Here is a 25,864-nt window from a genome sequence, read left to right as displayed (position 1 = left end):
GTCGAAGGGTTAACCGAATTTCTGCCGGTGTCTTCCACCGGGCATATGATTATCGTTGGCGAGTGGCTGGGTTTTACCGGCGACAAAGCCAAAACCTTTGAAGTCATCATCCAACTGGGGTCTATCCTGGCCGTGGTGGTGATGTTCTGGCGCCGGTTGTTCGGCCTGATCGGCATCCATTTCGGCGGCAAGCCGGTGGAGCACGAGGGCAAAACCAGCGGTCAACTGAAGCTGGGGCATATCCTGCTGGCGATGATCCCGGCGGTGGTGCTGGGTCTGGTATTCCACGATGTGATTAAATCGCTGTTCGCGCCGAAAAACGTGATGTACGCGTTGGTTGTCGGCGGCCTGCTGTTGCTGGCGGCGGAATGGCTGAAGCCGAAGACACCGAGAGCGGAAGGGCTGGATGACATCACCTACCGCCAGGCGTTCATGATCGGCTGCTTCCAGTGCCTGGCGCTGTGGCCGGGTTTCTCCCGTTCGGGGTCCACTATCGCCGGCGGTATGCTGGTGGGCGTAAACCGCTATGCGGCGTCCGAGTTCTCCTTCATCCTGGCGGTGCCGATGATGATTGGCGCCAGCGGTCTGGATCTGTACAAGAGCCTGCACTTCCTGACCTGGGGCGATCTGCCGATGTTCGCCGTCGGTTTCGTTACTGCCTTCGTGGTGGCGCTGATTGCGATCAAGACCTTCCTGTCGCTGATCAAACGCATCTCGTTCGTGCCGTTTGCCATCTACCGCTTTATCGTGGCGGCCGTGGTTTACATGGTATTCTTGTAAGCCCGATGGCAAGAAAAAACCCCGCTCTGCGGGGTTTTTTTTATGCCTGATCGTTGAGGATGGTTTGGTTGAGCTTCCAGTCGGCCAGCGCCTGCTGGCGACGGCGTTTGAGCTCATCGCGGATCGCGGTGCCCTGCAGCCCGCTGGCTACCACCTCTTTAATAGATACCGCGTTCGCCACCTGATACGCCTGGCGCAGATAGTCGCCCTGCGGATAAGGATTCTCCTCAAAGCCGGTGCGGCCGCGCGCGTCCGCTTCGCTGGTCAGGATCATCTGCTCCAGCCTTTGGGGCTTGCGCCAGACGTCGATGGCGTCGAACAGCTTCAGCAGGGTCTCCGGCCGCAGCTTGTTCACGGTGTGGATCAAATCATGGTACTCGGCCACCAGCTTGCTCAGATCGCGCACCGGATTGGGCACCCGCAGCCGTTGGCATAGCGCTTCGACCAGCCGCACGCCCGCCGGGCCGTGGCCGTGGTGATGCGGCCAGAACTCTTTTGGCGTCAATCCTTTGCCGAGGTCATGACACAGGGTGGCGAAGCGTACGTCCACCTCGGGAGTGAGGCGGGCGGCCATCGCCAGCGCCATCAGCGTATGCACGCCGGTGTCGATCTCCGGATGCCACTTGGCGGGGGCCGGCACGCCGAACAGCGCGTCGATTTCCGGGAACAGCACCGCCAGCGCATCGCAGTCGCGCAGCACCTGAAAATAGACCTGCGGGCTCTGGCTTTGCAGCGCCTTTTCGGTTTCCTTCCAGACGCGTTCGGCGGTCAGCGCGGCCAGTTCACCGCTGTGCGCCATCCGGCGCATCAAGGCCAGCGTTTCGTCGGCGATGCGAAAACCCAGATGGGCGAAGCGAGCATTGAATCGCGCCACGCGCAGCACGCGCAGCGGATCTTCGCCGAACGCGTCGGAAACGTGGCGCAGCACGCGCGCCTGCAGATCGGCCACGCCGCCGTAGGGGTCAATCAGTTCCCCTTCGGCGGAACGGGCGATGGCGTTGAGGGTCAGATCGCGCCGCAGCAGATCTTCTTCCAGCGTGACGTCCGGCGCGGCATAGCAGGTAAAACCGGTGTACCCCTGGCCGGATTTGCGCTCGGTGCGCGCCAGCGCGTACTCCTCGTGGGTATCGGGATTGAGGAACACCGGAAAATCTTTGCCGACCTGCTGGTAGCCCAACGCCAGCAGCTCCGCCGGCGTGGCGCCCACCACCACCCAATCATGATCGACCACCGGAATGTTGAGCAGGCTGTCGCGAACGGCGCCGCCGACCAGATAAATCTGCACTGTTGACTCCTGAATATCGTGTAAGGCTCTGTCTATCAGATTACATGAATTGGCCGCGGGATGTCGGCGCCAATGAAAAAGGCGCCCGCAGGCGCCCAAACTCAAACTGAACGATACTGAGATCAGTTCATCCAGCGATTGTTGTTCTTGCGACGCGGGATCAGGTGCGGCAACAGCAGACCCAGCAGCAAACCGACGCCGGCGACGCCGCCGCCGTACATGAACCATTGCAGGATAATGGTGCGCTGCTTGTCGTCGAGCTGCAGGTTAACGGCGTTGACCTTCTTCTGCGCGACCACCAGCTGGTTTTTCAGATCCTGGTTTTCCTTCTGCAGGCTGCTGATGGTGCTGTCGCTGCCTGCGACTTTTTCCTGCATTTCCGCCGTGCGCTGGTTCCAGGTGTTGTCGATGTTGGCGAGCTTGTCGGTCAGGGTTTTCACCTGCTGTTCCAGCTCCGGCACGCGGGTGCGCAGGCTTGGCGTCTGGCTGAGTTGGTCGAGCGGGATCCAGGTGGTGCGGCCTTTCGGATCGCGGATCTGGCCGTAGTTGGTGCTGTCGTTGACGCTCAGCAGGGTCACTTCTTCACCGGCGTTCAGAGTGCCGACAATACGGTACTGATTACCTGGGCCGCTATGGACGTAAGTGCTTAACTCATCGGAGATATAGCGTTTATCTTCGGCATGTGCGGCCCAAGTGATGCTGAAGCTCAGCGCGGCAAGGAAAATCAGGCGTAATTTCTGCATTAGTTCATCGTTTCTGGGTGAATTTATGGAACGATAGTAGAGGGTTCAGTCTGACGACGCAACGCCAAAACCGGAATGAGAACTATCTTACTGTGGCTGATTCTGTGAGTTGCGCAGCGTTTTATAACGTAACAGGTTTTTTCTACAGTTAGCAGGGTTAAGGCGCCGGGAATCGCGGTAAGATAACGGCAACTGTGCGTCAGTGGGCAGCATACGGCGGGCCGAGCGCGCCGCGCTGAAACCGACGCGAATGCGTAACTTATTGGTGTTAAAGAATTATGACCGTTGAAATTGAACTGAAATTCATCGCCGCGCCGCAAGCGGTGGCCGCTCTGCCACACTGGCTCGCCGCCTGGCCGCATCAGCATTCCGCGCCGCAAAAGCTGACCAACATTTACTTCGAAACGGCCGACAACTTCCTGCGCAGTCACGACATGGGGCTGCGCATTCGCGGTTTCGACGATCGCTATGAGATGACCATCAAAACCGCCGGTAAAGTGGTGGGCGGCCTGCACCAGCGCCCGGAATACAATGTCGCTATCGCCGAGCCGCAGCTGGCGTTGGCGCAGTTTCCTGCCGACATCTGGCCGCAGGATTGCGATATCGCGGCGCTGCAGCAGGCGTTGCAACCGCTGTTCCGTACGGATTTCGTGCGTGAGAAGTGGGTGGTTACTTACGGCCAAAGCGAGATAGAGATTGGCCTGGATCAGGGAGAAGTGCGTGCTGGTGGCCTCAGCGAAGCCCTGAGCGAGATAGAACTGGAGCTGCTGAAAGGCAATACCGCCGATCTGCTGGCGTTGGCCGGTGAGCTGGCGGCGCACGACGGGCTGCGTCAGGGCAGCCTGAGCAAGGCGGCGCGCGGTTACCACCTGGCGCAGGGCAATCCGCCGCGTGAGGTGCGCCCGCTGCGGGTGCTGAAGCCGGCGGCGAAGGCGACCGTGGAGCAGGGGATGATCGCCGCCTTCGAGCTGGCGCTCAACCACTGGCAGTACCATGAAGAGCTGTGGCTGCGCGGCGACGCGCAGGCGCGCGCTTCGGTGATTGAGGCGGTTGGCACGATCCGCCAGGCGCTGGTGATCTTCGGCGGCCTGGTGCCGCGCAAGGCCAGTGCCGATCTGCGCGCCCGCCTGACCGAGCTCGAACCGCTGTTGGCGGACAAAACCGCGCAACCGGAGATCCTGTGTTACAGCGCGGTCTACCTGCAATGTAAGTTGGCGCTCACATCATGGCTGGTGCGCGGCGCCTGGCGGCCGTTTATCGACGCCAAAGCGCAGGCCAAGCTGGACGGTTCTTTCAAACGCTTCAGCGACATCATGCTGGGGCGCAGCGGCGCGGAGCTGAAAGAGGCCTTCAGCCGTACGCTGAACGAAGATGAATATCAGGAACAATTGCCGCGCCTGACGCGTCAGATTTCGGCGCTGGTCCTGCTGTCGGGCGCTTACCCCGACGAGCAGACCGGGCCTTATATCGACGCCTGGCGCGAGCTGCAGGCGGCGCTGAGCGAGCGCCGCCAGGGCTGGTATGAAGCCAGCCGCAAACAGGCCTTATCGCATGCGCCATTCTGGTTAAACGGCGCGCTTCGTTAATCCAGCCGGCCCGCCAGCCGCGGGCCGCAGAACGGGTCATACACTATGTCGCCACTTTCAGCCGCGTTACAGGCTCAGGCACAGCAGGTTGTGCAGCGTTTTCAGGAAGTTCACGGCGCGGACTGCGCCTTTAGCGAGCAGGAGCAGTGGGTGCTGGCGTCGAGCGATTTCGTCAGCGACGCGCTGCTCGCCCAGCCGGCCTGGCTGGCGACGCTGCGCGAACAGCCGCCGGCACCCGGCGAGTGGCAACACTATGCCGCCTGGCTCCAGGACGAGCTGGAAGAGGTGCGCGACGAAGCGCAGCTGATGCGTACGCTGCGTCTGTTTCGCCGCGAAACGCTGGTGCGCATCGCCTGGGCGCAGGCGCAGGGGCTGTGTTCGACCGAAGAAACGTTGCTGCAGCTGAGCGGGCTGGCGGAGACGCTGATCGTCAGCGCGCGCGACTGGCTGTATCAAACCTGCTGCCGCGAATGGGGCACGCCGTGCAACGCCGCCGGCGAGCCGCAGCCGCTGTTGATCCTCGGCATGGGTAAGCTGGGCGGCGGCGAACTGAACTTCTCATCGGACATCGATCTGATCTTCGCTTACCCGGAAAATGGTCAAACCCAGGGCGGGCGGCGCGAGCTGGATAACGCCCAGTTCTTCACCCGCCTCGGCCAGCGGCTGATCAAGGCGTTGGATCAACAGACCATCGATGGCTTCGTCTATCGCGTCGACATGCGGCTGCGGCCGTTCGGCGACAGCGGCCCGTTGGTGATGAGCTTTGCGGCGCTGGAGGATTACTACCAGGAACAGGGGCGCGACTGGGAGCGCTATGCGATGGTAAAGGCGCGCCTGATGGGCGGGGCGGAAGACGCCTACAGCCAGGAGCTGCGCAAAACGCTGCGGCCGTTCGTGTTCCGCCGCTACATCGATTTCAGCGTCATCCAATCTTTGCGCAACATGAAGGGCATGATCGCCCGCGAAGTGCGGCGGCGCGGTCTGAAGGACAACATCAAGCTGGGCGCCGGCGGCATTCGCGAAATCGAATTCATCACTCAGGTATTCCAGCTGATCCGCGGCGGCCGTGAACCGGCGTTGCAGGGGCGTTCGCTGTTGCCGACGTTGCAGGCGGTGGGTGAGCTGGGGCTGCTGGAAAGTGAGCAGGTGCGGGCGCTGAGCGCCGCCTACCTGTTCCTGCGGCGGCTGGAGAACCTGCTGCAGGCGATCGGCGATCAGCAAACCCAGACGCTGCCGCAGGAGGCGCTCGATCAGGCGCGGTTGGCCTACGGCATGGGGTTGGCGGATTGGCCGGCGCTGATGGCGGCGCTGGACGCGCACATGCAGGCGGTGCGCGCGGTGTTCGACGACCTGATCGGCGACGATAGCCCGGATGTCGGTGAAGATCCCGACTACCAGCACTACCACAGCCTGTGGCAGGACGCGCTGGAGGAGAACGAGCTGGCGCCGCTGACGCCGCACCTCGATGAAGAGGGGCGCCGACAGATGCTGCGCACCATCGCCGATTTCCGCCACGACGTCGACAAGCGCACTATCGGCCCGCGCGGCCGCGACGTGCTCGATCAACTGATGCCGCGCCTGCTGGCGGAGGTATGCCCGCGCCAGGACGCCCCGACCGCGCTGGTGCGGCTGGCGCAGCTGTTGCTCAGCATCGTCACCCGCACCACCTACCTCGAGTTGCTGGTGGAGTATCACGCGGCGCTCAGCCATCTGATCCGCCTGTGCGCCGCGTCGCCGATGGTCGCCAACCAGCTGTCGCGTTACCCGCTGTTGCTGGACGAGCTGCTGGATCCGGCCACGCTGTATCAGCCGGTGGCGCTGGACGCCTACCGCAGCGAGCTGCGTCAGTACCTGCTGCGGGTGCCGGAAGACGATGAAGAGCAAAAGCTGGAGGCGCTGCGCCAGTTCAAACAGGCGCAGCAGCTGCGCATCGCCGCGGCGGATATCGCCGGCGCGCTGCCGGTGATGAAAGTGAGCGATCACCTGACTTATCTGGCGGAGGCGATCATCGACGCGGTGGTGCAGCAGGCCTGGAGCGATATGGTGGCGCGCTACGGCCAACCGACCCATCTGCAGGAGCGCGAAGGGCGCGGCTTTGCGGTGATCGGCTACGGCAAGCTGGGCGGCTGGGAGCTGGGTTACAGTTCCGATCTCGATCTGGTGTTCCTGCTGGATTGCCCGCCGGAGGTGATGACCGATGGCGATCGCTGCATCGACGGCCGCCAGTTCTACCTGCGGCTGGCGCAGCGGGTGATGCATCTGTTCAGCACCCGCACGTCCTCGGGCATTCTGTATGAGGTGGACGCGCGCCTGCGGCCTTCCGGCGCTGCGGGGATGCTGGTCAGCACCGTCGAGGCGTTCGCCGACTACCAGCAAAACGAAGCCTGGACCTGGGAACATCAGGCCCTGGTGCGCGCGCGCATCGTGCATGGCGACCCGGCGCTGCATCAGCAGTTCGACGCGATCCGGCGCGAGATCCTGTGCAAAACGCGCGATGCGCAGACCCTGAAGCGCGAAGTGCGCGAGATGCGCGAAAAAATGCGCAACCATCTCGGCAACAAGCAGCGCGATCTGTTTGATATCAAGGCCGATGAGGGTGGCATTACCGACATCGAATTTATCGCCCAATATCTGGTCTTACGCTATGCGCCGGGTGAACCGCGCCTGACGCGTTGGTCGGACAACGTGCGTATCTTCGAGCTGATGGCCAATTACGACATCATGCCGGAAGAGGAGGCGCGTGCGCTGACCCAGGCTTATGTCACCATGCGCGACGAGATCCACCACCTGGCGCTGCAGGAACATTCCGGCAAGGTCGGCAGCGAGCTGTTTGCCGCCGAGCGCGAGCAGGTGCGCGCCAGCTGGGCCAAATGGCTGGATTAATACCTTTTTGCGGGTATTCCGGCGGTCTGTGGTAATATCTGCGCCACTAAAATTTTGTTCTTTTTTGGAGTTATCGGATGAAAGTTACGCTGCCTGATTTTCGCCGCGCCGGTGTGCTGGTGGTCGGTGACGTCATGTTGGATCGCTATTGGTATGGGCCGACCAGCCGCATTTCACCGGAAGCCCCGGTGCCGGTGGTCAAGGTCGATACCATCGAAGAGCGTCCCGGCGGCGCGGCTAACGTGGCGATGAACATCGCTTCGCTGGGCGCCACTTCCCGTCTGGTGGGCCTGACCGGCATCGACGATGCGGCGCGGGCGCTGAGCGCCAAGCTGAATGAAGTCAACGTGCGCTGCGACTTCGTCTCGGTGCCGACCCATCCGACCATCACCAAGCTGCGCGTGCTGTCGCGTAACCAGCAGCTGATCCGTCTCGACTTCGAAGAAGGCTTCTCCAACGTCGATCCGCAGCCGATGCTGGAGCGCATTCAGCAGGCGCTGCCGCAGATCGGCGCGCTGGTGCTGTCCGATTACGCCAAGGGCGCGCTCAGCCAGGTGCAGGGCATGATCCAATTGGCGCGCGCCGCCAAAGTGCCGGTGCTGATCGATCCGAAAGGCTCCGATTTCGAGCGCTATCGCGGCGCGACGCTGCTGACGCCGAACCTGTCCGAGTTCGAAGCGGTGGTGGGCCACTGTAAGGATGAAGCGGAACTGGTGGAACGCGGCATGAAGCTGGTGGCGGATTTCGAGCTGTCGGCGCTGCTGGTTACCCGCTCCGAACACGGCATGACGCTGCTGCAGCCTGGCGTTGAGCCACTGCACTTGCCGACCCAGGCACAGGAAGTGTTCGATGTGACCGGCGCCGGCGACACCGTGATCGGCGTATTGGCCGCCTCGCTGGCCGCCGGCAATTCGCTGGAAGAGTCCTGCTTCCTGGCTAACGCCGCCGCCGGCGTGGTGGTGGGCAAGCTCGGTACGTCTACCGTGTCGCCGATCGAGCTGGAAAACGCGGTGCGCGGCCGCGCCGAAACCGGCTTTGGCGTGATGACCGAAGCACAGTTGAAAAACGCCGTGGCGCAGGCGCGTCAGCGCGGTGAGAAAGTGGTGATGACCAACGGCATCTTCGACATTCTGCATGCCGGCCACGTCTCCTATCTGGCCAACGCCCGCAAACTGGGCGATCGCCTGATCGTGGCGGTGAACAGCGACGCCTCGACCAAGCGTCTGAAAGGGGAAAAACGCCCGGTCAACGCGCTGGAGAACCGCATGATTGTGCTGGGCGCGCTGGAAGCGGTGGATTGGGTGGTGCCGTTCGAGGAGGACACGCCGCAGCGCTTGATCGCCGACATCTTGCCGGATCTGCTGGTGAAAGGCGGCGATTACAAGCCGGAAGAGATTGCCGGCAGTGCGGAAGTGTGGGCCAACGGCGGCGATGTCAAAGTGCTGAACTTTGAAGACGGCCTGTCGACCACCAACATCATCAAAGCGATCAAAGACGGGCGCGGCTAACGCCGGGCAACCTAAAGATCAAGGGCGCGCGGTGCGCGCCCTTGGCGGGAATTATTCGTCTTCCTGCTTGGCGGCCGGCGCCGCGCTCAGCTTGCTTTCCAGCTCGGCCATGCGCTGCTCCAACAGCGCCAGCTTCTCGCGGGTGCGCAACAGCACCTGAGTCTGCACGTCGAACTCTTCGCGGTTAACCAAATCCAGACGGGTCAGCTGCGACTGCAGCACCTGACGGATTTTTTTCTCAACGTCTTCCCCGAATTCACGAACGCCTTTAGGCATGGACTCATGAACCTGGCGTGCGATTTGTTCGATTTTTTTCGGGTCAATCATGGCGTATCCCTTTCAGAGTTTAATAGCTGCCGCTTAGTGTAATGCGAGTTGCCCGCCGGATAAACCATTAAGCGCATTCGCCGTACGTGGCCGAATTGTGCTTTTGCCAATTGCCCTGTCTACCCATTAGCGTTATAGTCATCTTGCTTATTCTCAGGGCGGGGTGAAAGTCCCCACCGGCGGTAAATCACCTTCTACGGTGAAAGCCCGCGAGCGCTCAGCCAGCCTGTAAAGGCCGGTTAGAGGTCAGCAGATCCGGTGTAATTCCGGGGCCGACGGTTATAGTCCGGATGGGAGAGAGTAACGGTATCTGCCGGGCATGCGCCCGCTTGCGTTATTTTTTTAGCTATTGCTAGCTACTCCTCAAGATCGCCCTGGTTCTGGTAATCCATAATTTTTAATGAGGTTTTTTACCATGAATCAGACGCTACTTTCAGACTTCGGCACGCCAACAGAACGCGTTGAACGCGCGATCGACGCACTGCGCAACGGGCGCGGCGTAATGGTGCTCGATGATGAAAACCGTGAAAACGAAGGTGACATGATCTTCGCCGCGGAAACCATGACCGTTGAGCAGATGGCGCTGACTATTCGCCACGGCAGCGGCATCGTGTGCCTGTGCATCACCGAAGAACGCCGTCAGCAGCTTGAGCTGCCGATGATGGTGACCAACAACTCCAGCCAGTTCCAGACCGCCTTCACCGTGACCATCGAAGCGGCGCAGGGCGTGACCACCGGGGTATCCGCTTCCGATCGCCTGACCACCATCCGTGCGGCGGTGGCAGACAGCGCCAAGCCGAGCGACCTGAACCGTCCGGGCCACGTGTTCCCGCTGCGCGCGCAGCCGGGCGGCGTGCTGAGCCGCCGCGGCCACACCGAAGCGACCATCGATCTGGTTTCCATGGCCGGTTTCAAACCCGCCGGCGTGCTGTGTGAACTGACCAACGACGATGGCAGCATGGCGCATGCGCCGGAAGTGATTACCTTCGCCAAACAGCACGACATGGTGGTGCTGACCATCGAAGATCTGGTGGCCTACCGCCAGGCGCACGAGAAAAAAGCCAGCTGATCGCCGGCCGCTTTCAACGATAAAAAAGCCGCGTAAAGCGGCTTTTTTTGTGGCTAGCGTTTTGACAGGCGTTCGCCGATGCGGCTGGCATAATTCATCACATGGAAGGTGTAGTTCTCCTCCACCGTGCCCTGGAACAGATGGGCCCAGGGGCCGATGGCGTAGATGCCGAGATCTTCCCCGCCGTGCGTCTCGCTTTTCAGCGGCACCAGCGCCGGCTGAATAAAGTCGGGCGCGGTGGCCTGTTCCATGGTTAATGCCGGGCGCTCGGTCAGCGGGATTGTGCCGCCGGGGCCGTTGGCGAAGCCGACGGTGGTGTAGGGCTTGCCGTCGCTGCCCAGCCGCGGTTTGCCGTCGACGCCGACGGAAATGCCGAGGATAGGATTGCCGCGCTTGGCATAGCCGGCGATGGTCAGCGTGTGGCTGTGATCGCCGGTCACGATCACCAGCGTGTCGTCCAGATTGACCTTATCGATGATGGTTTTCACCGCTTCGTTCAGCGCGACCGCGTCGCTCAGCGTGCGGTAGGCATTGCCGTTATGGCTGCCGTGATCGATGCGTCCGCCCTCGACTAACAGCAGGTAGCCCTCAGGATTCCTGGACAGAATATCGATGGCCTTGCCGGTCATTTCCGCCAGTGAGGGTTCTCCCGCCGCGTCTTGCCGCCGGTCGTGCTCGAAGTTCATGTGCGACGGTTCGAACAGAGCCAGCAGATGGTCGACGTTGCCCGGTTCGATTTTGTCGAACTGCGCCTGATTCCAGACGTATTGCCCGCGCTCGCCGTAGCGTTGCAGCCAGGCCTGCGTCAGGTCGCGGCCGTCCTTTCTGGCGCCTTTCTTGCCGGGATATTCCGGATCGCTCACGCTGTCGGGCAGGAAGTTGGCGCGCCCGCCCCCCATCGCCACGTTCAGGCCGTTGCCGTACTTCATTTCCACCAGCTGGCGCGCGATGTCGCGGCAGCCTGCGGCCAGGGCGTCCGCCGGCATTTTGGCGTCAGACTCCCAGTCGCGATTGGCGATATGGGCATAGGTGGCGCCCGGCGTGGCGTGGGTAATGGTGGCGGTCGTCACGGCGCCGGTGGACATGCCGAGCGTTGCGGCCATCTCCCACAGCGTGGTGACGGCCTTGGTTTGCTGATCCTCGCAGTTGTTGAGGGTAGCCGTATGGTTGAGGCCCATCAGATCGTTGATGGTTTTGACGCCGGTGGTCATCGCCACCGCGCTGGGCGCAGAGTCGGTGATTTGGGCGTCGGCGGAGTAGGTTTTGGCCGCCGCCAAATAGGGGAAGGCCTCCCAGGCCAGCACGTTGGATTCGCCATCCACGCCGCGCTGCTGCCCTTCAAAAATGCGAGCGGCGGTCACGGTGGAAAACCCCATGCCGTCGCCGACCACCAGAATGACGTTTTTGGCGCGGTTGGTGTTTGGCGTTTGCTTCAGCCGCTGTTGCAGCTGAGCTTGCGCCTGAAGGAAGTAAGGATCTTCGCGCTGCGTCAGCTGCGCGTTGTCCGCCGCGCCGGTGGTTGCCGTCCAGCCGGCGAGTAAGAACATGGAAAGCGCCAGGCGGGTTGCCAGTGTGAGTCCGAACATGAATTCCTCCTTGGTGAGACGTAATTCCCATCGCGCGACGGCGTTGCCTGCTCCCGTCGGCAGAGGAGGAGTGTATAGATTATGTTAACAAAAAATACATAAATTGTTCACAAATTGGATCTGTGTGGCAGTAATGTCATGCTATTCACTGATATTATTAATTTATTGAAATATATGATTTTTTTATCTTTCTGCGGACCGGCGTATTTCTCTACTTTTAATTCAAATTTATTGAATATCTTCATCACGGTTATCCGGCTGTGTTGGTGCGGCAAAGCGCGTAATGTAGCGGCATAGCACAATTTGAACTAAGGATCCCTCTATGAACACCTCTCGTATGCCGGCACTGTTTCTTGGCCACGGTAGCCCGATGAACGTGCTGGAAGACAACCGTTACACCCGGGCATGGCGTGCGTTGGGTGAGTCATTGCCGCGCCCTAAGGCGATCGTGGCGGTTTCCGCGCATTGGTATACCCGCGGCACTGCGGTCACCGCGATGGAAAAACCCAAAACCATTCACGACTTTGGCGGGTTCCCGCAGGCGCTGTTTGATACCCGCTATCCGGCACCGGGCTCTCCCGCGCTGGCCGCGCAGCTGCAGCAAATTCTGGCGCCGGTGCCGGTAACGGCGGATCTCGGCGAGTGGGGATTGGATCACGGCACCTGGGGTGTCCTGATCAAGATGTATCCCGATGCTGACATTCCGGTGGTGCAGCTCAGCGTCGACGGCACGCAGCCGGCGGCCTATCACTATGAGCTGGGCCGCAAACTCGCCGCGCTGCGGGACGAGGGCGTGATGATCGTCGCCAGCGGCAACGTGGTGCACAACCTGCGCATGGTGAAATGGCAGGGCGATACCAGCGCCTACCCGTGGGCGGAATCATTCAATAACTTTGTCCGGGATAACCTGCGTTATCGGGGCGATAACCATCCGCTGGTGGATTTCATGCGCCATGAGGGGGCGGCGCTGTCGAATCCGACGCCGGAACACTATCTGCCGTTGCTGTATGTGCTCGGCGGCTGGGATGGAAAAGAGGCCATCAGCGTGCCGATCGACGGTATCGAAATGGGGGCGCTTAGCATGCTGTCGGTGCAGGTGGGCTAAAGAAAAAACGCCAGTCAGAGACTGGCGTTTTTACCTTCAGTGGAGCGATCAGCCGAGGATGGTGTGCGGATAGAAGCGCGACAGATCCTGCGTGATCAGTTCGCGATCTTCGCGCAGGCCGATGCCGCAGGGCTGATCGTTCACCAGCCAGCTGCCGATCAGCGTGTAGCTGTCTTCGAACTTCGGCAGCGGATGGAACTGCTGCACGATCATACCTTCTTCGCCGTACGGCCCATCGACGCGCGCCACTTCCTGACCGTTTTCGACGATCTGGATATTGGCGCCTTCGCGCGAGAACAGCGGTTTGGTGACGTAATGATCCATCGGCGGATGATCGTCTTGCGCGAAATAAGCCGGCAGCAGGTTAGGGTGGTTCGGGAACATTTCCCACAGCAGCGGCAGCAGCGCCTTGTTGGAGATGATGCTTTTCCAGGCCGGCTCCAGCCAACGCACGCCGGCGTCTTCCAGCTTGGTGGAGAACATCTCGCGCAGCATGAATTCCCACGGATAGAGCTTGAACAGGTTGCCGATCACCTGATCCTGCAGATCGGTGAATTGACCTTTCTCGCCAAGGCCAATCTCTTCCATGAACAGGAACTCGGTCGGCAGACCGGCTTCCTGCGCGCAGTCCTGCAGATATTGCACCGTGCCGCGATCTTCTTCGCTGTCCTGGCAGCAGGCCAGGTGCAGCAGGCCGAAGCCGTGATGCGCTTTCAGCTCGGCGAAACGCTCGATCAGCTTCTCCTGCAGGCTGTTGTACTGATCCGATTGCGGATCCAGCTTGCCGGCATTGATCTGATCTTCCAGCCACAGCCACTGGAAGAAGGCCGCTTCATACAGCGAGGTCGGCGTATCGGCGTTGTTCTCCAGCAGCTTCGGCGGGTTGACGCCGTCGTAGGCCAGATCGAGACGCGAATACAGCGACGGCTGGTTGGTGCGCCAGGAGCTGCGCACGAACTCCCAGGTGTGTTTCGGGATGCAGAACTTGGCCATCAGCTCGTCGCTGCCGACCACTTTCTCCACCACCTGCAGGCACATCTGATGCAGCTCGGCGGTGGCGCTTTCGATCTCTTCAATCTGCGCCAGCGTGAACTGGTAATAGGCGTCTTCACACCAGTACGGCTCGCCGTACATGGTGTGGAAACGAAAACCGAACTCGGTCGCTTTTTCACGCCAGTCCGGGCGCTCAGTAATAGCAATACGTTTCATGCATCAACCGCCCATGCTGCGAGAGCCGGAGTTGGAGGTGGCACTGCTGCGCTGCATGCTGGTCTGCTTGGCCACGGTCTCGCCGAAGCCACCGCGGGTAACGGTATTGGTGACCGCAGGCTTCGGCGCCATGGCAGTTTTCGGCACCGTCATGGTGCGGCCGCCGGCGGTGGCCGGGCCGTAGCTCTTGCCGCTGGCGTCGACAAACTTGCCGTTCGCCGGGCTGGCGGCATTCTTGGAGGTGAACAGCGGCTGCTGCGCGAAGCCGGAACCGCCCATCAGGCGGCCCATCATGTAGCCCGCCATCAGCGGCATCCAGAAGCTGCCGCTGCTTTGTGACTCCGCCGCCATGCCGGCCTGTGCCGGAGCCTGGGTACACTGCGCTTCGCCGAACTCGGCGACGCAGTCTTCGCGAGTGGCGTATTTCGGCGCGGTTTTCGCCGCTTCTTTCAGGGCATTGTTGTAGGAGGTGGTGCACTGCTCGCTCATCGAAGGATTGGCGCGCGAACAGTCATCGGCATTCTGATACAGGGAGACCGTTTCATCGCTCTTCTCGCAGCCGGCCAGCATAAAGACGGCGCTGATCGCCAAGGCCACGGGCGCGACACGGTAGCTGCGCCAGGATTTGCGGAACGTCTCTTGGTTGATGTTTTTTGTCCGTTTCATCGTTATCAATCCCATCATGCGGGCTGTTTTCGCCCTTTCCCAGTAGTGGCGCTAAGGATAGGGGAAACATGGTCAAAATTAAAGCTGAAACGCCCGCAGAATCCACTCTTTACGCAGTTATACGTTGGGGTGTGCGCCAGTTCGCTTTCGCGGCGAAAAAACGCGCGTTAGCGTTTCATCATGAAACGTTGTCGCTATGATGATGTTCCATAATGGAACAAAAATCGCGTGGCTCGCCAGGCGGGCGGCAGGCGCTCATAGTCGAAGCACAACAACAAGCCGGCGGCGAAGCCGGCGCGTCATCACCTGATATCTGAACGTTACCATCGCCAACTCCCTACAAGGATCCGGTTATGTTGAGAATCATCCAGTCACCAGGCAAATACATTCAGGGCGCCAATGCGCTGTCCGCCGTCGGCGAATACGCCAAATCCCTCGCCGACCATTATTTCGTGATCGCTGACGACTTTGTGATGCAGCTGGCGGGCGACACCCTGATGGGCAGTCTGCAGCAGCACGGCGTGAAACATCATGCGGCCCGCTTCAACGGCGAGTGCTGCCGTAAAGAGATAGACCGCCTTGGCCGCGAGCTGCAGACCCACGGCTGCCGCGGGGTGATCGGCGTCGGCGGCGGCAAGACGCTCGACACCGCCAAGGCCGTCGCCCACTACCAACGGCTGCCAGTGGTGCTCATTCCCACCATCGCCTCCACCGATGCGCCGACCAGCGCGCTGTCGGTTATCTACACCGAACAGGGCGAATTCGCTGAATACCTGATCTACCCGCGCAACCCGGACATGGTAGTGATGGACAGCGCCATCATCGCCAAAGCGCCGGTGCGCCTGCTGGTAGCCGGCATGGGCGACGCGCTCTCCACCTATTTCGAAGCCCAGGCCTGCTTCGACGCGCAGGCCACCAGCATGGCCGGCGGCAAATCGACGCTGGCGGCGCTCAGTCTGGCGCGGCTGTGCTACGACACGCTGCTGGCCGAAGGGGTAAAAGCCAAACTGGCGGTCGAGGCCGGCGTGGTGACGGAAGCGGTGGAACGCATCATTGAGGCCAATACGTATCTGAGCGGCATCGGCTTCGAGAGCAGCGGGCTGGCGGCGGCGCATGCCATTCACAACGGTTTCACCGTGCTGGAGGAGTGTCACCACCTGTATCACGGCGAGAAAGTGGCGTTCGGCACCCTGGCGCAACTGGTGCTGCAGAACAGCCCGATGGCGCAGATTGAAACCGTGCTGGCGTTTTGTCATGACATCGGCTTGCCGATCACGCTGGCGCAGATGGGCGTCACCGGCGATGCGACGGCGAAGATGATGGCGGTGGCCGAGGCCAGCTGCGCCGCGGGTGAAACCATTCACAACATGCCGTTCAAGGTCACCCCTGCGGGCGTGCAGGCGGCGATCCTGACGGCGGATAGGCTGGGCGCCGCCTGGGTGCAGCGTCATTGATACCGTTGGGGCACGGTGCGCCGCGCCCCTGTTCTTACAGAGGAAACCATCGTGAAAAAACTGATTAATCAGGTCGAGTCGGTGTTGGAAGAGCAGTTGCAGGGGCTGGCGGAAGCTCACCCCGAGTTGCTGGTGCACGCGGATCCGGTGTTCGTGACCCGCGCCGACGCGCCGGTGGCGGGCAAAGTGGCGATCCTGTCCGGCGGCGGCAGCGGCCATGAGCCGATGCACTGCGGCTTCGTCGGTGAAGGGATGCTCGACGGCGCCTGTCCGGGTGAGATTTTCACCTCGCCGACGCCGGATAAAATGTACGAGTGTGGTCAAGCGATCGACGGCGGCGCCGGGGTGCTGCTGCTGATCAAGAACTACACCGGCGACGTGCTCAACTTCGAAACCGCCACCGAGCTGCTGCACGACAGCGGCGTCGCGGTGGCGACGGTGCTGGTGGATGACGACGTGGCGGTCAAAGACAGCCTGTTTACCGCTGGGCGGCGCGGGGTGGCCAACACCGTGCTGATGGAGAAACTGTTGGGCGCCGCCGCGGCGCGCGGCGACGATCTGGACAGCGTGGTGACGCTGGGGCATCGCATCAACAACCACGGGCATTCGATCGGCATCGCGCTGGGCGCCTGTACCGTGCCGGCCGCCGGCAAGCCGTCGTTCACCCTGGCGGAGAACGAAATGGAGTTCGGCGTCGGCATTCACGGCGAGCCAGGCATTGCGCGCCGCCCGTTCACCACGCTCAACGCAGCGGTGGACGACATGTTCCATACGTTGATCGACCACGGCCACTATCAGCGCGCGATCCGCGTCTGGGATCGTCAGCAGGGCGAGTGGCGCGACGAGATGCAGACCAAGCAGCCGCTGACGCGCGGCGATCGGGTGATCGCGCTGGTCAACAATCTGGGCGCCACGCCATTGTCTGAGTTGTATGGCGTGTACCATCGGCTGGCGGAGCGCTGCGCCGAGGCGGGCATCATCATTGAACGCAACCTGGTGGGTTCTTATTGCACCTCGCTGGATATGCAGGGGGTATCCATCACGTTGTTGAACGTGGACGACGAGCTGTTGTCCTTGTGGGATGCGCCGGTGAAAACGCCTGCGCTGCGTTGGGGTTGCTGAGGAGGAATCATGGCGTTGACCAAACAACAGGTTGTCGATTGGCTGATGCGTTGCGGCGAGGTGTTCAGCCGGGAGCGCGATTTTCTGACCCAGTTGGACACCGAGATCGGTGATGCCGACCACGGTTTGAACATGAATCGCGGTTTCAATAAGGTGGTGGAAAAACTGCCGTCGGTGGCGGACAAAGACATCGGTTTTATCCTGAAAAACACCGGCATGACGCTGCTGTCGAGCGTGGGGGGCGCCAGCGGTCCGCTGTTCGGCACCTTCTTCATCCGCGCGGCGCAGGCGGCGAACGCCAAGCAAAGCCTGGATCTGACGGAGCTGCATCAGGTGATGCAGGAAGGGGTTGAAGGCGTGGTGATGCGCGGCAAAGCGGAGCCGGGCGACAAGACCATGTGCGACGTCTGGTGGCCGGTGGTGGAAAGCCTCGGCCAGTCCGCGCAGCAGAACCTGAGCGTGGCGGAGGCGCTGCAGCGCGCCGCCGACAGCGCCGAGCGGGCGGTGGAGAGCACCATCACCATGCAGGCGCGCAAGGGGCGGGCCAGTTACCTGGGCGAGCGCAGCATCGGCCACCAGGATCCCGGCGCCACTTCGGTGATGTTGATGATGAAAACGCTGGCCGAGGTCGCCGGCAGTTAGCAGGAGGCGAGATGATTAATATCGTGGTGGTTTCGCACAGCGCGTTGCTGGCGCGCGGCGTTGAGCAGTTGGCGCGGCAGATGATGCGCGGCGACGGCTGCAAACTGGCGCTGGCGGCGGGTGTGGATGACGAGCAGCACCCGATCGGCACCGACGCGGTCAAAGTGATGGAGGCGATCGAAGCGGTCGCCGACGGCGATGGCGTTCTGGTGCTGATGGATCTGGGCAGCGCGCTGCTCAGTGCCGAAACCGCGCTCGATCTGCTGGACCCGGGTCTGGCCGCCAAAGTGAGGCTGTGTGCGGCGCCGCTGGTTGAAGGCACGCTGGCGGCGGTGGTTGCCGCCAACTCCGGCGCCTCACTGGAGCAGGTGGTAGCGGAGGCGCAGGGGGCGCTGCAGGGCAAACAGGCACAGCTGGGCGAGGCTTCACCTACGGCGAAAACCGTGGCCTTGCCGCTGGCGCAGGGCAAAAGCGCAACCTGGACGGTGCAGAATCCGCACGGGTTGCATGCGCGCCCGGCGGCGCGGCTGGTCGAGACGCTGGCGCCGTTCAAGGCCGAGCTGGTGCTGGAAAAGCAGGGGCAGTGCGTCGATCCGCGCAGCCTCAATCAGCTGGCGCTGCTGCAGGTGCGTCACGGCGACACCATCCGTTTGATCGCCGACGGCGCGCAGGCGGACGAGGCGCTGGCGGCGTTCAAAGCGTTGGCGGAGCAGCATTTTGGCGAGACGGTCTCCGAGCGGCAGCAGCCTTCGCTGCACGGTATTCCGGTGGCGGAAAGCGTCACCAGCGGGCCGGTGTTCCAGGCTTACAGCTTCTGGCCACCCACGTCCGAGCGGCGCATCGGCGCGGACGAGGTATTGGGCGAACAGCAACGCCTGCGGGAGGCGCTACAGCATACGCTGAGCGATCTGAACCGGCTGGCGGAACGCACCGGCACGCTGATCGGCAAGCCGCAGGCGGCGATCTTCGGCGCCCACAGCATGCTGCTGGACGATCCGGATCTGCAGCAGGCGGCTTACACCCGCATCGCGCAACAGCTGTGCAGCGCCGAGCAGGCCTGGCGACAGGTGCTGGAGGCGATCGCCGAAGAGTACCGCGAGCTGGATGACGACTACATGCGGGCGCGCGAACTGGACGTGCGCGACATGCTGCGCCGCACGCTGTGCCATCTGCAGGGGCTGCCGCTGCCGGTTATTGCGCTGACAGAACCGTCAATATTGGTGATGGACGAACTGATGCCTTCGGAGGTGGTGATGCTCGACAGGCGGCTGGTGCTCGGCATCTGTCTGAGTGGCGGCAATGCCCTGTCGCACAGCGCCATTTTGGCGAAGGCGATGGGCATTCCGATGGTGGTCGGCATGCAGGATTGCCTGAGCAAAACCCGCAGCGGGCAGAAGGCGATGCTGGACGCCGCGCGCGGGGTATTGCAGCTCAGCCACTAGGCGCGCAGCTTGAACTGGCGGATGTCGATCCCGTGCTGTTTGATCTTCCGCCACAGCGTGGTGCGGCCTATGCCCAGCAGCTGCGCCATTTCCGTCAGCTGGCCGCGGCTGACGGTCGCTGCGCGCAGGATCGCCTGGCGTTCCATGTCTGTCAGCGTCAACAGCGGTGCGCCGGGCTGCGGATCGCTTTCCAGCAGCGACGGCTGGCCGAGCAGGTGCGCCGGCAGATCCGCCAGCTGGATGTGGTGGCCGTGGCAAATCATCGCCGCGCGCTCCACCACTCCTTTCAGCTCCAAATCGTTGCCCGGCCACAGGTAGAGAGCCAGCTGGGCCATCACTTCGTCATCCACCCGAAAGCGACACTGGAAATGCTGCTCCAGCGTGCGCAAATGGTGTTTGACCAGCAGCGGAATATCGCTCAGCCGCTGGCGCAGCGGCGGGATCTGGATCTCGAACGCCTGCAGGCTGTAAAACAGCTGGCGGCGGAAGCGGTTTTGCTGCACCAGCAGCGGCAGATCGGCGGCGCTGCCGGCGATCACCCGCACATCGACCGGGATCACCCGGCTGGAATTGAGGCGGATCACCACGCCGGTTTTCAGCACCTGCAGCAACGCCGACTGCATCTCCGCCGGCAGGTATTCGATCTGTTCGAGGTACAGCGTACCGCCGTTGGCCAATTCGAATTTGCTGAGCTGGCCCGCCTCTTCTTCGCTGGCGTCGCTGCCCAGCAGCTCACGCAGCCCCTGCGCCTGCGGCAGCAGTTGGCAGTTGAGGGCGATATACGGCCCGGCGGCGCGTTCGCCGGCGTTGTGGATGGCCTGGCTGAGTAGCTCTTTGCCGACGCCTTCCTCCCCGCGCAGCAGGATCGGATGCTGGCCTTTGGCCGCCTGCTGGCCGTAACGGATCAGCCGCCGCATCTCCAGCGAGGCGGAGGGCATCTGCTCGAAGCTGTGGCTGACGCGCCCCAGCTGGCTGCTGACATATTGGCGCAGCCGTTCGAGCGGGTGCAGCAGGGCGATGAAACTGCAGCGATCGCCGTCGAAAATCGGCTTGAGCGTCAGCAAGGCGGCGATAAATTGCCGCTGGCTTTCGAAGGTGACTTCGACGTGTTGCAGCGGTTGCCGATCGGCGATGGCGCGCTTGAGCAGAGCGGGCAGCGTCAGCAACTGCGCCAGCGGTTTGCCCTGGCTCTGCTGCTCGTCCAGTTTTAGCAGGCCGGCGGCGCGCTGGTTGATGTATTGCAGGTAGCCGCGATGATCCCAGGCCATCACGCCGTCGTCCACGCCGTCCAGCAGCCCGTAAAGCTGATTCAGATGGCGGTTGGATTCCGCCAGCAGGCCGTCGGCGTTCAGCGAGTTGCCTATTTCGCGGGCGATGGCCAGCGTCAGCGACAGATCGCCGGCGGCGCTGTCGGCCAGCAGGCAACCCAGGGCGATCGAGCCGCGCTGGCGGCCGCTGTTGTCGTAGACCGGCGTGGCGCAGAACGACCAGCCGTGCAGCGCCCGGCGCACGTGTTCTTCACCGCTCACCCGCACCGGGTGGCCTTCCGCCGCCGCCAGCGCCGGGGCATTGGTGCCGATCTGTCCCTCGGCCCAGTAAGCGCCGGGGGCGAATCCCAGTTGCTGCAGAGTCTCCCAGGTTTGGGCGTCGCCGCAGCGCCACAGCATGCAGCCGCTCTCGTCGAGGATCATCAGCAGGCAACGCCGCGGCTCCATGTATTCGCAGGCGTCTTCCAGCGCCGCCTGGCCGAGCGTCAGTAGATCGTTCTTGCGGCGGCAAATCGATTCGAAGGTCGCGCCCTGCGCGCGGTGCGGCGCTTGCCAGACATCAGGCTGCATCAGGCTGCGGCAGCGCAGCCAGGAGGCATACACCGCCGGCGTCGGGCGCAGCGGCGGCGGCAGTTCGCCGTCGTTAATCAGTTGCTGCCAGCGTGAATCGTTGTCCATCGAACCTCATCCAACTGCGAAAACGAGAGTGACGATGATATCACCTGGCGCAGCGGCGGCTGTGAGGCGGCGGGCAGAAGTGGCGAAATCGAGGCAAAAAAAACGGGGCGCGGCGCAGGCCGGACCCCGTGTTTGTCAGCGTGTGGACATCAGTTGCGGAATGGGTTGCCGCTGTGGCGAGCCGGTTGGCTGGTGGTAACGGCCGGCGCGGATGCGCGAGTGGCCACCGGCGCTGGCGCCGCAGTCTGTTGCATCGGCGCATTGTCCTGATAGCCGTCTGCATAGGCGTCCTGCGCGCGGTTTTGCGGTGCGACGGCGTCAGGCGCGGTCGATACCGGCTTGCCCAACGCGCCGTTCAGCAGCAGCAGATCGTTCTGGTTCAGCGTGCCGAGCGCCGACTTGATGTTCAGCTGGTTGATCAGATAGGTATAACGCGCGTCGGACAGCTGACGTTTGGCGTTATACAGCGTGGTGGTGGCGTCCAGCACGTCGACGATGGTGCGGGTACCGACCTGATAACCGGCTTCCATCGCGTCCAGGGAGCTTTGCGCGGAGATCACCGCCTGTTTGTAGGCGTTGATGCTGCTGATCGAAGCGTTAACGTTGTTGAACGACGAACGAACGGTCTGCACCACGCTGCGGTGTGAGCTTTCCAACTGCTCGCTGGCGCCGACAAAGCCGTACTGCGCTTGTTTCACCTGCGAATTGGTCGCGCCGCCGCTGTACAGCGGCAGGTTGAAGCTGATGCCGACCTTATTTTGGCCCGCATCGGAGTCGCTGTAGCGTGCGGCATTCGCGCCACCGGTATTGGAGCCGTTGTATTTGGTATTGCTGATGCCGGTTGACGCGCTGACGTCAATCGTCGGCATATAGCCGGTTTGGGCTGCGCGGATTTGCTCGCGCGCCAGATCCTGGCTCAGACGGGCGGACAGCAGGCTCAGGTTGCGCGCTTCCGCTTCTTTCAGCAGGTTGTTCACCGCTTCCGGGCGCTGGGTGCTGAAGCGATCGGTGTTCAGCGAGGCCAGTTCGGGGTAGAAGGTGCCGGTGACCTGACGCAGCGTTTCCAACGCGTTGTCCAGATCGTTGCGGGCGGAGACTTCCGCCGCCAGCACGGTGTCATAGTTCGAGCGGGCGTTCTGCACGTCGGTGATCGCCACCAGGCCCACGTTGAAGCGCTGGGTGGTTTGATCCAGCGTGCGGTATACCGCGTCTTTCTGCGCCTGGGTATAGGACAGCGTATCGATCGCTTTCAGCACGTTGAAGTAAGCGGTCGCCGTGTTGAGAATAAGCTGCTGTTCCGCTGTCTGGAAGGTAACGTCGGAGATGCCGGCGGTCTTTTCCTGCAGCGTCAGCTGGCGCCATTTCGACATGTCGAAGATGGTTTGCGTCAGCGCCAACGAACCGCTGGTCACGTTGCTGTTAACGCCATTGCTGTCACGATAGCCGTTGGTGTAATCGTAACCTGCGGTTAAACCGAGCTGCGGCAGCAACGGGCTGCGCGCTTCATTGATCTTTTCGAATGCGGCGTCGCGGTCAGCTGCACTTTTGCGCAGATCCGGGTTACTTTCCCTGGCCTGTTTGTAGACCTGCAGCAGGTTCTCTGCCTGGCTCATTGCACTGAAGCCGCCCAGGCTCAGTCCGATAAGAAGGGGGAGCAGTTTCTTCATTTGCATTCCTTGTTGTGCAGCAATATTGCTATGTTAGCGCTGACGATAGACGAAATAGTTGCCGATTCTAGCAGAGTCTGAGGTACGCATCAGGTGGCTGAATGTGCCATCTCACGTAACTTTTACCTTTCAGACCGCCCATTTACCTTGGCGTACTGCCCGGGTCGACTGCAGCTGATATTATGGCTGACAATCCGGATTGTTTCCCGCTATTACCTGCGAGCGCACAAACGTGCCGCATCCGGCGGCGAAAAACAGCCTAACATAAAGCCGCGGCGGAGAGTCCCGCTGTTTCTGTCATCAAAACCGTTTATTTTATCGGCATACTCAAGCAGGAGAATTCGCGCATGAACCGTTCGCAGCCATCGCCCGTTACTTTCGATAAAAAAGATGTAGAAATTATTGCACGCGAGACGCTGTACCGTGGTTTTTTTTCACTCAATTTATACCGGTTTCGCCATCGGTTGTTCAATGGCGAAATGAGCCCTGAAATCACGCGTGAAATTTTCGAGCGCGGCCATGCGGCGGTGCTGCTGCCCTACGATCCGGTGCGCGACGAGGTTGTGCTGATTGAACAACTGCGCATCGCCGCGGTCGATACCAGTAATTCGCCCTGGCTGCTGGAAATGGTGGCGGGTATGATCGAAACCGGTGAAAGCGTTGAGGACGTGTGCCGCCGCGAAGCGCAGGAAGAGGCCGGCGTGGTGGTCGGGCGCTGCAAACCGGTGCTGAGCTATCTGGCCAGCCCCGGCGGCACCAGCGAACGTTTGTCGATCATGGTCGGCGAAGTGGACGCCGGCACCGCCGAGGGCATCCACGGCCTGGCGGAAGAACATGAAGATATCCGCGTTCATGTGGTCAGCCGCGAACAGGCTTACCGCTGGGTTGAGGAAGGCGCGATCGATAACGCCGCATCAGTGATTGCATTGCAATGGCTGGCGTTGCACCATGAATCGTTGAGAAAAGAGTGGGCCAACTAATGAAACAGCGCTATACCCCTGATTTCCCCGAAATGATGAGATTGTGCGAAACCAACTTCGCGCAATTGCGCCGCTTGCTGCCGCGCAACGACGAAGCGGGCGAAACGGTGACTTATCAGGTGAACGGCGCCGGCTATCGTTTGACCATCGTTGAGTCCACGCGTTACACGTCGCTGGTGGAGATCGAGCAGATCTTTCCGGCGGTCAGCTACTGGAGCCTGCCCGCGATGACGGTGCGGTTGTACCATGACGCCATGGTTGCGGAAGTGTGTTCCAGTCAGCAGATCTACCGCTTTAAAGCGCGTTATGATTATCCTAATAAAAAGTTGCATCAACGCGACGAAAAGCATCAAATTAACCAGTTTCTTGCTGATTGGCTGCGCTACTGTTTGGCGCATGGAGCGATGGCGGTTCCGGTTTGTTAGACAGACTGAAATAACAAAGGACACCATTTGGAAAGCCTGTTTAAACTGCCCGTGGCGAGTGGGGCCGCGGTCAGGATTCTACAAATAACAGATACCCACCTTTTTGCCGGCGAACACGAGACGTTGCTCGGCATCAATACCTATCGCAGCTATCACGCGGTGCTGGACGCCATCCAGGCGCAGCGCCGCGACGTCGATTTGATCGTCGCCACGGGAGATTTGGCGCAGGATCATTCGCAAGAGGCGTACCGCCACTTCGCCGCCGGCATCGCGCAACTGCCGGCCCCCTGCGTGTGGCTGCCGGGCAACCACGATTTTCAACCGGCGATGGTCGACGCATTGGCCGCCGCGGGCATCGCGCCTTCCAAACAGGTGCTGCTGGGCGATAACTGGCAAGTGCTGATGCTGGACAGCCAGGTGTTCGGCGTGCCGCACGGCGAATTGAGCGAATACCAGCTGGAGTGGATGGAGCGCTGCCTGCAGGCTCACCCCGAGCGCTATACGCTGTTGCTGCTGCACCATCATCCGTTGCCTTCCGGCTGTACCTGGCTCGATCAGCACAGCCTGCGCAACCCGCATATGCTGGGCGCGATCCTGCTGCGTTATCCGAAAGTGAATACCGTGGTGTGCGGGCACATTCACCAGGATCTGGATCTGGAATGGCAGGGGCGGCGTCTGTTGGCGACGCCGTCTACCTGCGTGCAATTCAAGCCGCACTGCACGAACTTCACCATCGATGACGTTTCCCCCGGCTGGCGCTACCTCGATCTGCTGCCGGACGGCCGCGTCGAGACGCAGGTGTTCCGACTGGAAAACGACGATTTCCGCCCCGATATGGACTCGGATGGATACTGATGCCTTCGACACTGCTCTACCTGCACGGTTTCAACAGCTCGCCGCAGTCTGCCAAGGCGGTGGCCTTCAAGGCCTGGCTGGCCGAACACCATCCCGATATCGAGATGCTGGTGCCGCAGCTGCCGGCCTTTCCGGCGGAGGCCGCCGAGATGCTGGAAAATCTGGTGCTGGAACGCGCCGGGCAAACGCTCGGGCTGGTCGGCTCATCGCTGGGCGGCTATTACGCCACCTGGCTGTCGCAGTGTTTTTCCCTGCCGGCGGTGGTGGTCAACCCGGCGGTCAAGCCGTTTGAGCTGCTGGTCGACTACCTCGGCGCCAACGAGAACCCCTACACCGGCCAGCAATATGTGTTAGAGTCTCGGCACGTTTACGATCTGAAAGTGATGCAGATCGATCCTTTGGAGTCGCCGGATTTAATCTGGCTGCTGCAGCAAACGGGCGATGAAATTCTCGATTACGGCCAGGCAGTGGCGTATTACACCGCGTGTCGGCAAACGGTGGAGTCGGGTGGAAACCACGCCTTCGTCGGTTTCGAGCACTACTTCCCCCAGATTGTGGATTTTTTAGGGCTAAACGCGGTCTGA

The 25,864-nt window shown here is 61.7% G+C and carries 22 protein-coding genes and 1 riboswitch; of the genes, 14 read left to right on the top strand and 8 right to left on the bottom strand.

Going from position 1 to position 25,864, the window contains the following annotated elements; all coding sequences use genetic code 11:
- Positions 1–780 (top strand): undecaprenyl-diphosphate phosphatase (bacA, locus tag MMS95_RS19125; protein ID WP_242142083.1); only part of this gene is annotated, 780 nt, incomplete at its 5' end.
- Between the two features lie 40 nt (positions 781–820).
- On the opposite strand, the gene MMS95_RS19120 is transcribed toward bacA, so the two are convergent.
- Positions 821–2,065 carry a multifunctional CCA addition/repair protein gene (locus tag MMS95_RS19120; RefSeq protein ID WP_004937206.1) on the bottom strand — a complete coding sequence of 415 codons (1,245 nt, stop codon included), beginning with the start codon at positions 2,063–2,065 and terminating at the stop codon, positions 821–823.
- A gap of 122 nt (positions 2,066–2,187) precedes the next feature.
- Positions 2,188–2,808 carry a TIGR04211 family SH3 domain-containing protein gene (locus MMS95_RS19115; RefSeq protein ID WP_004937209.1) on the bottom strand — a complete coding sequence of 207 codons (621 nt, stop codon included), beginning with the start codon at positions 2,806–2,808 and terminating at the stop codon, positions 2,188–2,190.
- A 278-nt stretch (positions 2,809–3,086) separates the two neighbouring features.
- Between MMS95_RS19115 and MMS95_RS19110 the strand changes: the two genes are divergently transcribed.
- The 3 genes from MMS95_RS19110 (at position 3,087) to hldE (ending at position 8,785) form a co-directional block, all read left to right on the top strand.
- A complete protein-coding gene (locus MMS95_RS19110) occupies positions 3,087–4,394 on the top strand; it encodes an inorganic triphosphatase (RefSeq protein WP_021505075.1) in 1,308 nt (435 codons plus the stop codon).
- A gap of 45 nt (positions 4,395–4,439) precedes the next feature.
- Positions 4,440–7,277: a bifunctional [glutamate--ammonia ligase]-adenylyl-L-tyrosine phosphorylase/[glutamate--ammonia-ligase] adenylyltransferase gene (gene glnE, locus MMS95_RS19105; protein WP_242142082.1), complete on the top strand. Its 2,838-nt coding sequence runs from the start codon at positions 4,440–4,442 to the stop codon at positions 7,275–7,277.
- Positions 7,278–7,354: 77 nt separating this feature from the next.
- On the top strand, positions 7,355–8,785 hold the full coding sequence (hldE, locus tag MMS95_RS19100) for a bifunctional D-glycero-beta-D-manno-heptose-7-phosphate kinase/D-glycero-beta-D-manno-heptose 1-phosphate adenylyltransferase HldE (RefSeq protein WP_004937214.1): 1,431 nt from the start codon (positions 7,355–7,357) through the stop codon (positions 8,783–8,785).
- Positions 8,786–8,836: 51 nt separating this feature from the next.
- Here hldE and MMS95_RS19095 read toward each other — a convergent pair whose 3' ends face one another.
- Entirely contained in the window at positions 8,837–9,112 is a 276-nt protein-coding gene (locus tag MMS95_RS19095) for an accessory factor UbiK family protein (RefSeq protein WP_004937216.1), read from the bottom strand.
- Positions 9,113–9,257: 145 nt separating this feature from the next.
- Positions 9,258–9,418: riboswitch (FMN riboswitch) on the top strand.
- Between the two features lie 109 nt (positions 9,419–9,527).
- Here MMS95_RS19095 and ribB point away from each other — a divergent pair.
- Positions 9,528–10,181, top strand: coding sequence for a 3,4-dihydroxy-2-butanone-4-phosphate synthase (gene ribB / locus MMS95_RS19090; RefSeq protein ID WP_004937218.1), 654 nt, complete (start codon positions 9,528–9,530; stop codon positions 10,179–10,181).
- 53 nt (positions 10,182–10,234) lie between these two features.
- Here the strand turns inward: ribB and MMS95_RS19085 are convergent, their stop codons facing one another.
- Positions 10,235–11,767 (bottom strand): alkaline phosphatase, encoded by a 1,533-nt coding sequence (locus tag MMS95_RS19085; protein ID WP_242142080.1) that lies wholly within the window; start codon positions 11,765–11,767, stop codon positions 10,235–10,237.
- A 322-nt stretch (positions 11,768–12,089) separates the two neighbouring features.
- On the opposite strand from MMS95_RS19085, the gene ygiD reads away from it, so the two are divergent.
- Positions 12,090–12,872, top strand: a complete 783-nt coding sequence (ygiD, locus tag MMS95_RS19080) for a 4,5-DOPA dioxygenase extradiol (protein WP_004937222.1) — start codon at positions 12,090–12,092, stop codon at positions 12,870–12,872.
- A 48-nt stretch (positions 12,873–12,920) separates the two neighbouring features.
- Here ygiD and MMS95_RS19075 read toward each other — a convergent pair whose 3' ends face one another.
- Together MMS95_RS19075 and MMS95_RS19070 are read right to left on the bottom strand one after the other, a co-directional pair.
- The gene (locus MMS95_RS19075) at positions 12,921–14,081 is read right to left on the bottom strand and encodes a glutathionylspermidine synthase family protein (RefSeq protein WP_021505070.1); all 1,161 of its coding nucleotides are present in this window, start codon (positions 14,079–14,081) and stop codon (positions 12,921–12,923) included.
- 3 nt (positions 14,082–14,084) lie between these two features.
- Positions 14,085–14,747: a DUF1190 family protein gene (locus tag MMS95_RS19070; protein WP_015379087.1), complete on the bottom strand. Its 663-nt coding sequence runs from the start codon at positions 14,745–14,747 to the stop codon at positions 14,085–14,087.
- Between the two features lie 353 nt (positions 14,748–15,100).
- On the opposite strand from MMS95_RS19070, the gene MMS95_RS19065 reads away from it, so the two are divergent.
- Genes MMS95_RS19065 through dhaM form a run of 4 tightly spaced genes read left to right on the top strand, consistent with a single transcriptional unit; the run spans position 15,101 to position 19,407 of the window.
- Entirely contained in the window at positions 15,101–16,201 is a 1,101-nt protein-coding gene (locus tag MMS95_RS19065; protein ID WP_085337166.1) for a glycerol dehydrogenase, read from the top strand.
- A 51-nt stretch (positions 16,202–16,252) separates the two neighbouring features.
- Positions 16,253–17,323 carry a dihydroxyacetone kinase subunit DhaK gene (gene dhaK / locus MMS95_RS19060; protein ID WP_015379086.1) on the top strand — a complete coding sequence of 357 codons (1,071 nt, stop codon included), beginning with the start codon at positions 16,253–16,255 and terminating at the stop codon, positions 17,321–17,323.
- A gap of 9 nt (positions 17,324–17,332) precedes the next feature.
- The gene (dhaL, locus tag MMS95_RS19055) at positions 17,333–17,965 is read left to right on the top strand and encodes a dihydroxyacetone kinase subunit DhaL (protein ID WP_015379085.1); all 633 of its coding nucleotides are present in this window, start codon (positions 17,333–17,335) and stop codon (positions 17,963–17,965) included.
- 11 nt (positions 17,966–17,976) lie between these two features.
- On the top strand, positions 17,977–19,407 hold the full coding sequence (gene dhaM / locus MMS95_RS19050) for a dihydroxyacetone kinase phosphoryl donor subunit DhaM (protein ID WP_242142077.1): 1,431 nt from the start codon (positions 17,977–17,979) through the stop codon (positions 19,405–19,407).
- Here dhaM and dhaR read toward each other — a convergent pair.
- Positions 19,404–21,353 carry a dihydroxyacetone kinase operon transcriptional regulator DhaR gene (gene dhaR, locus MMS95_RS19045; protein ID WP_166445413.1) on the bottom strand — a complete coding sequence of 650 codons (1,950 nt, stop codon included), beginning with the start codon at positions 21,351–21,353 and terminating at the stop codon, positions 19,404–19,406. The two genes, dhaM and dhaR, sit on opposite strands and share 4 nt — an antisense overlap.
- A gap of 149 nt (positions 21,354–21,502) precedes the next feature.
- A complete protein-coding gene (gene hasF, locus MMS95_RS19040) occupies positions 21,503–23,020 on the bottom strand; it encodes a multidrug efflux transporter outer membrane subunit HasF (protein ID WP_015379082.1) in 1,518 nt (505 codons plus the stop codon).
- 347 nt (positions 23,021–23,367) lie between these two features.
- Here hasF and nudF point away from each other — a divergent pair, with 347 nt between their 5' ends.
- From nudF to yqiA, 4 genes are read left to right on the top strand one after another with little or no spacing between them, the layout of a single operon-like run.
- Positions 23,368–24,000, top strand: a complete 633-nt coding sequence (gene nudF, locus MMS95_RS19035; protein ID WP_004937242.1) for an ADP-ribose diphosphatase — start codon at positions 23,368–23,370, stop codon at positions 23,998–24,000.
- Entirely contained in the window at positions 24,000–24,425 is a 426-nt protein-coding gene (locus MMS95_RS19030) for a DUF1249 family protein (RefSeq protein ID WP_004937244.1), read from the top strand. Before nudF ends, MMS95_RS19030 begins: the two co-directional genes overlap by 1 nt.
- A 27-nt stretch (positions 24,426–24,452) precedes the next feature.
- The gene (gene cpdA / locus MMS95_RS19025) at positions 24,453–25,280 is read left to right on the top strand and encodes a 3',5'-cyclic-AMP phosphodiesterase (RefSeq protein ID WP_004937250.1); all 828 of its coding nucleotides are present in this window, start codon (positions 24,453–24,455) and stop codon (positions 25,278–25,280) included.
- The gene (gene yqiA, locus MMS95_RS19020; protein ID WP_015379081.1) at positions 25,280–25,864 is read left to right on the top strand and encodes an esterase YqiA; all 585 of its coding nucleotides are present in this window, start codon (positions 25,280–25,282) and stop codon (positions 25,862–25,864) included. The genes cpdA and yqiA overlap by 1 nt, the downstream gene beginning before the upstream one ends.

It is taken from the genome of Serratia sp. PGPR-27 (assembly GCF_022678525.1).
Lineage (GTDB): Bacteria > Pseudomonadota > Gammaproteobacteria > Enterobacterales > Enterobacteriaceae > Serratia > Serratia nematodiphila.
The sequence above is the reverse complement of the archived record's forward strand: the minus strand, read 5'-3'. Positions and strand labels throughout refer to the sequence as shown.

What these genes read in the sequence shown, in the direction of transcription:
- MMS95_RS19115 (WP_004937209.1), bottom strand. Translation starts at nt 2,808, where the DNA reads ATGCAGAAATTACGCCTGATTTTCCTTGCCGCGCTGAGCTTCAGCATC.
- MMS95_RS19110 (WP_021505075.1), top strand. Translation starts at nt 3,087, where the DNA reads ATGACCGTTGAAATTGAACTGAAATTCATCGCCGCGCCGCAAGCGGTG.
- glnE (WP_242142082.1), top strand. Translation starts at nt 4,440, where the DNA reads ATGTCGCCACTTTCAGCCGCGTTACAGGCTCAGGCACAGCAGGTTGTG.
- hldE (WP_004937214.1), top strand. Translation starts at nt 7,355, where the DNA reads ATGAAAGTTACGCTGCCTGATTTTCGCCGCGCCGGTGTGCTGGTGGTC.
- MMS95_RS19095 (WP_004937216.1), bottom strand. Translation starts at nt 9,112, where the DNA reads ATGATTGACCCGAAAAAAATCGAACAAATCGCACGCCAGGTTCATGAG.
- ribB (WP_004937218.1), top strand. Translation starts at nt 9,528, where the DNA reads ATGAATCAGACGCTACTTTCAGACTTCGGCACGCCAACAGAACGCGTT.
- MMS95_RS19085 (WP_242142080.1), bottom strand. Translation starts at nt 11,767, where the DNA reads ATGTTCGGACTCACACTGGCAACCCGCCTGGCGCTTTCCATGTTCTTA.
- ygiD (WP_004937222.1), top strand. Translation starts at nt 12,090, where the DNA reads ATGAACACCTCTCGTATGCCGGCACTGTTTCTTGGCCACGGTAGCCCG.
- MMS95_RS19075 (WP_021505070.1), bottom strand. Translation starts at nt 14,081, where the DNA reads ATGAAACGTATTGCTATTACTGAGCGCCCGGACTGGCGTGAAAAAGCG.
- MMS95_RS19070 (WP_015379087.1), bottom strand. Translation starts at nt 14,747, where the DNA reads ATGAAACGGACAAAAAACATCAACCAAGAGACGTTCCGCAAATCCTGG.
- MMS95_RS19065 (WP_085337166.1), top strand. Translation starts at nt 15,101, where the DNA reads ATGTTGAGAATCATCCAGTCACCAGGCAAATACATTCAGGGCGCCAAT.
- dhaL (WP_015379085.1), top strand. Translation starts at nt 17,333, where the DNA reads ATGGCGTTGACCAAACAACAGGTTGTCGATTGGCTGATGCGTTGCGGC.
- dhaM (WP_242142077.1), top strand. Translation starts at nt 17,977, where the DNA reads ATGATTAATATCGTGGTGGTTTCGCACAGCGCGTTGCTGGCGCGCGGC.
- dhaR (WP_166445413.1), bottom strand. Translation starts at nt 21,353, where the DNA reads ATGGACAACGATTCACGCTGGCAGCAACTGATTAACGACGGCGAACTG.
- hasF (WP_015379082.1), bottom strand. Translation starts at nt 23,020, where the DNA reads ATGAAGAAACTGCTCCCCCTTCTTATCGGACTGAGCCTGGGCGGCTTC.
- nudF (WP_004937242.1), top strand. Translation starts at nt 23,368, where the DNA reads ATGAACCGTTCGCAGCCATCGCCCGTTACTTTCGATAAAAAAGATGTA.
- MMS95_RS19030 (WP_004937244.1), top strand. Translation starts at nt 24,000, where the DNA reads ATGAAACAGCGCTATACCCCTGATTTCCCCGAAATGATGAGATTGTGC.
- yqiA (WP_015379081.1), top strand. Translation starts at nt 25,280, where the DNA reads ATGCCTTCGACACTGCTCTACCTGCACGGTTTCAACAGCTCGCCGCAG.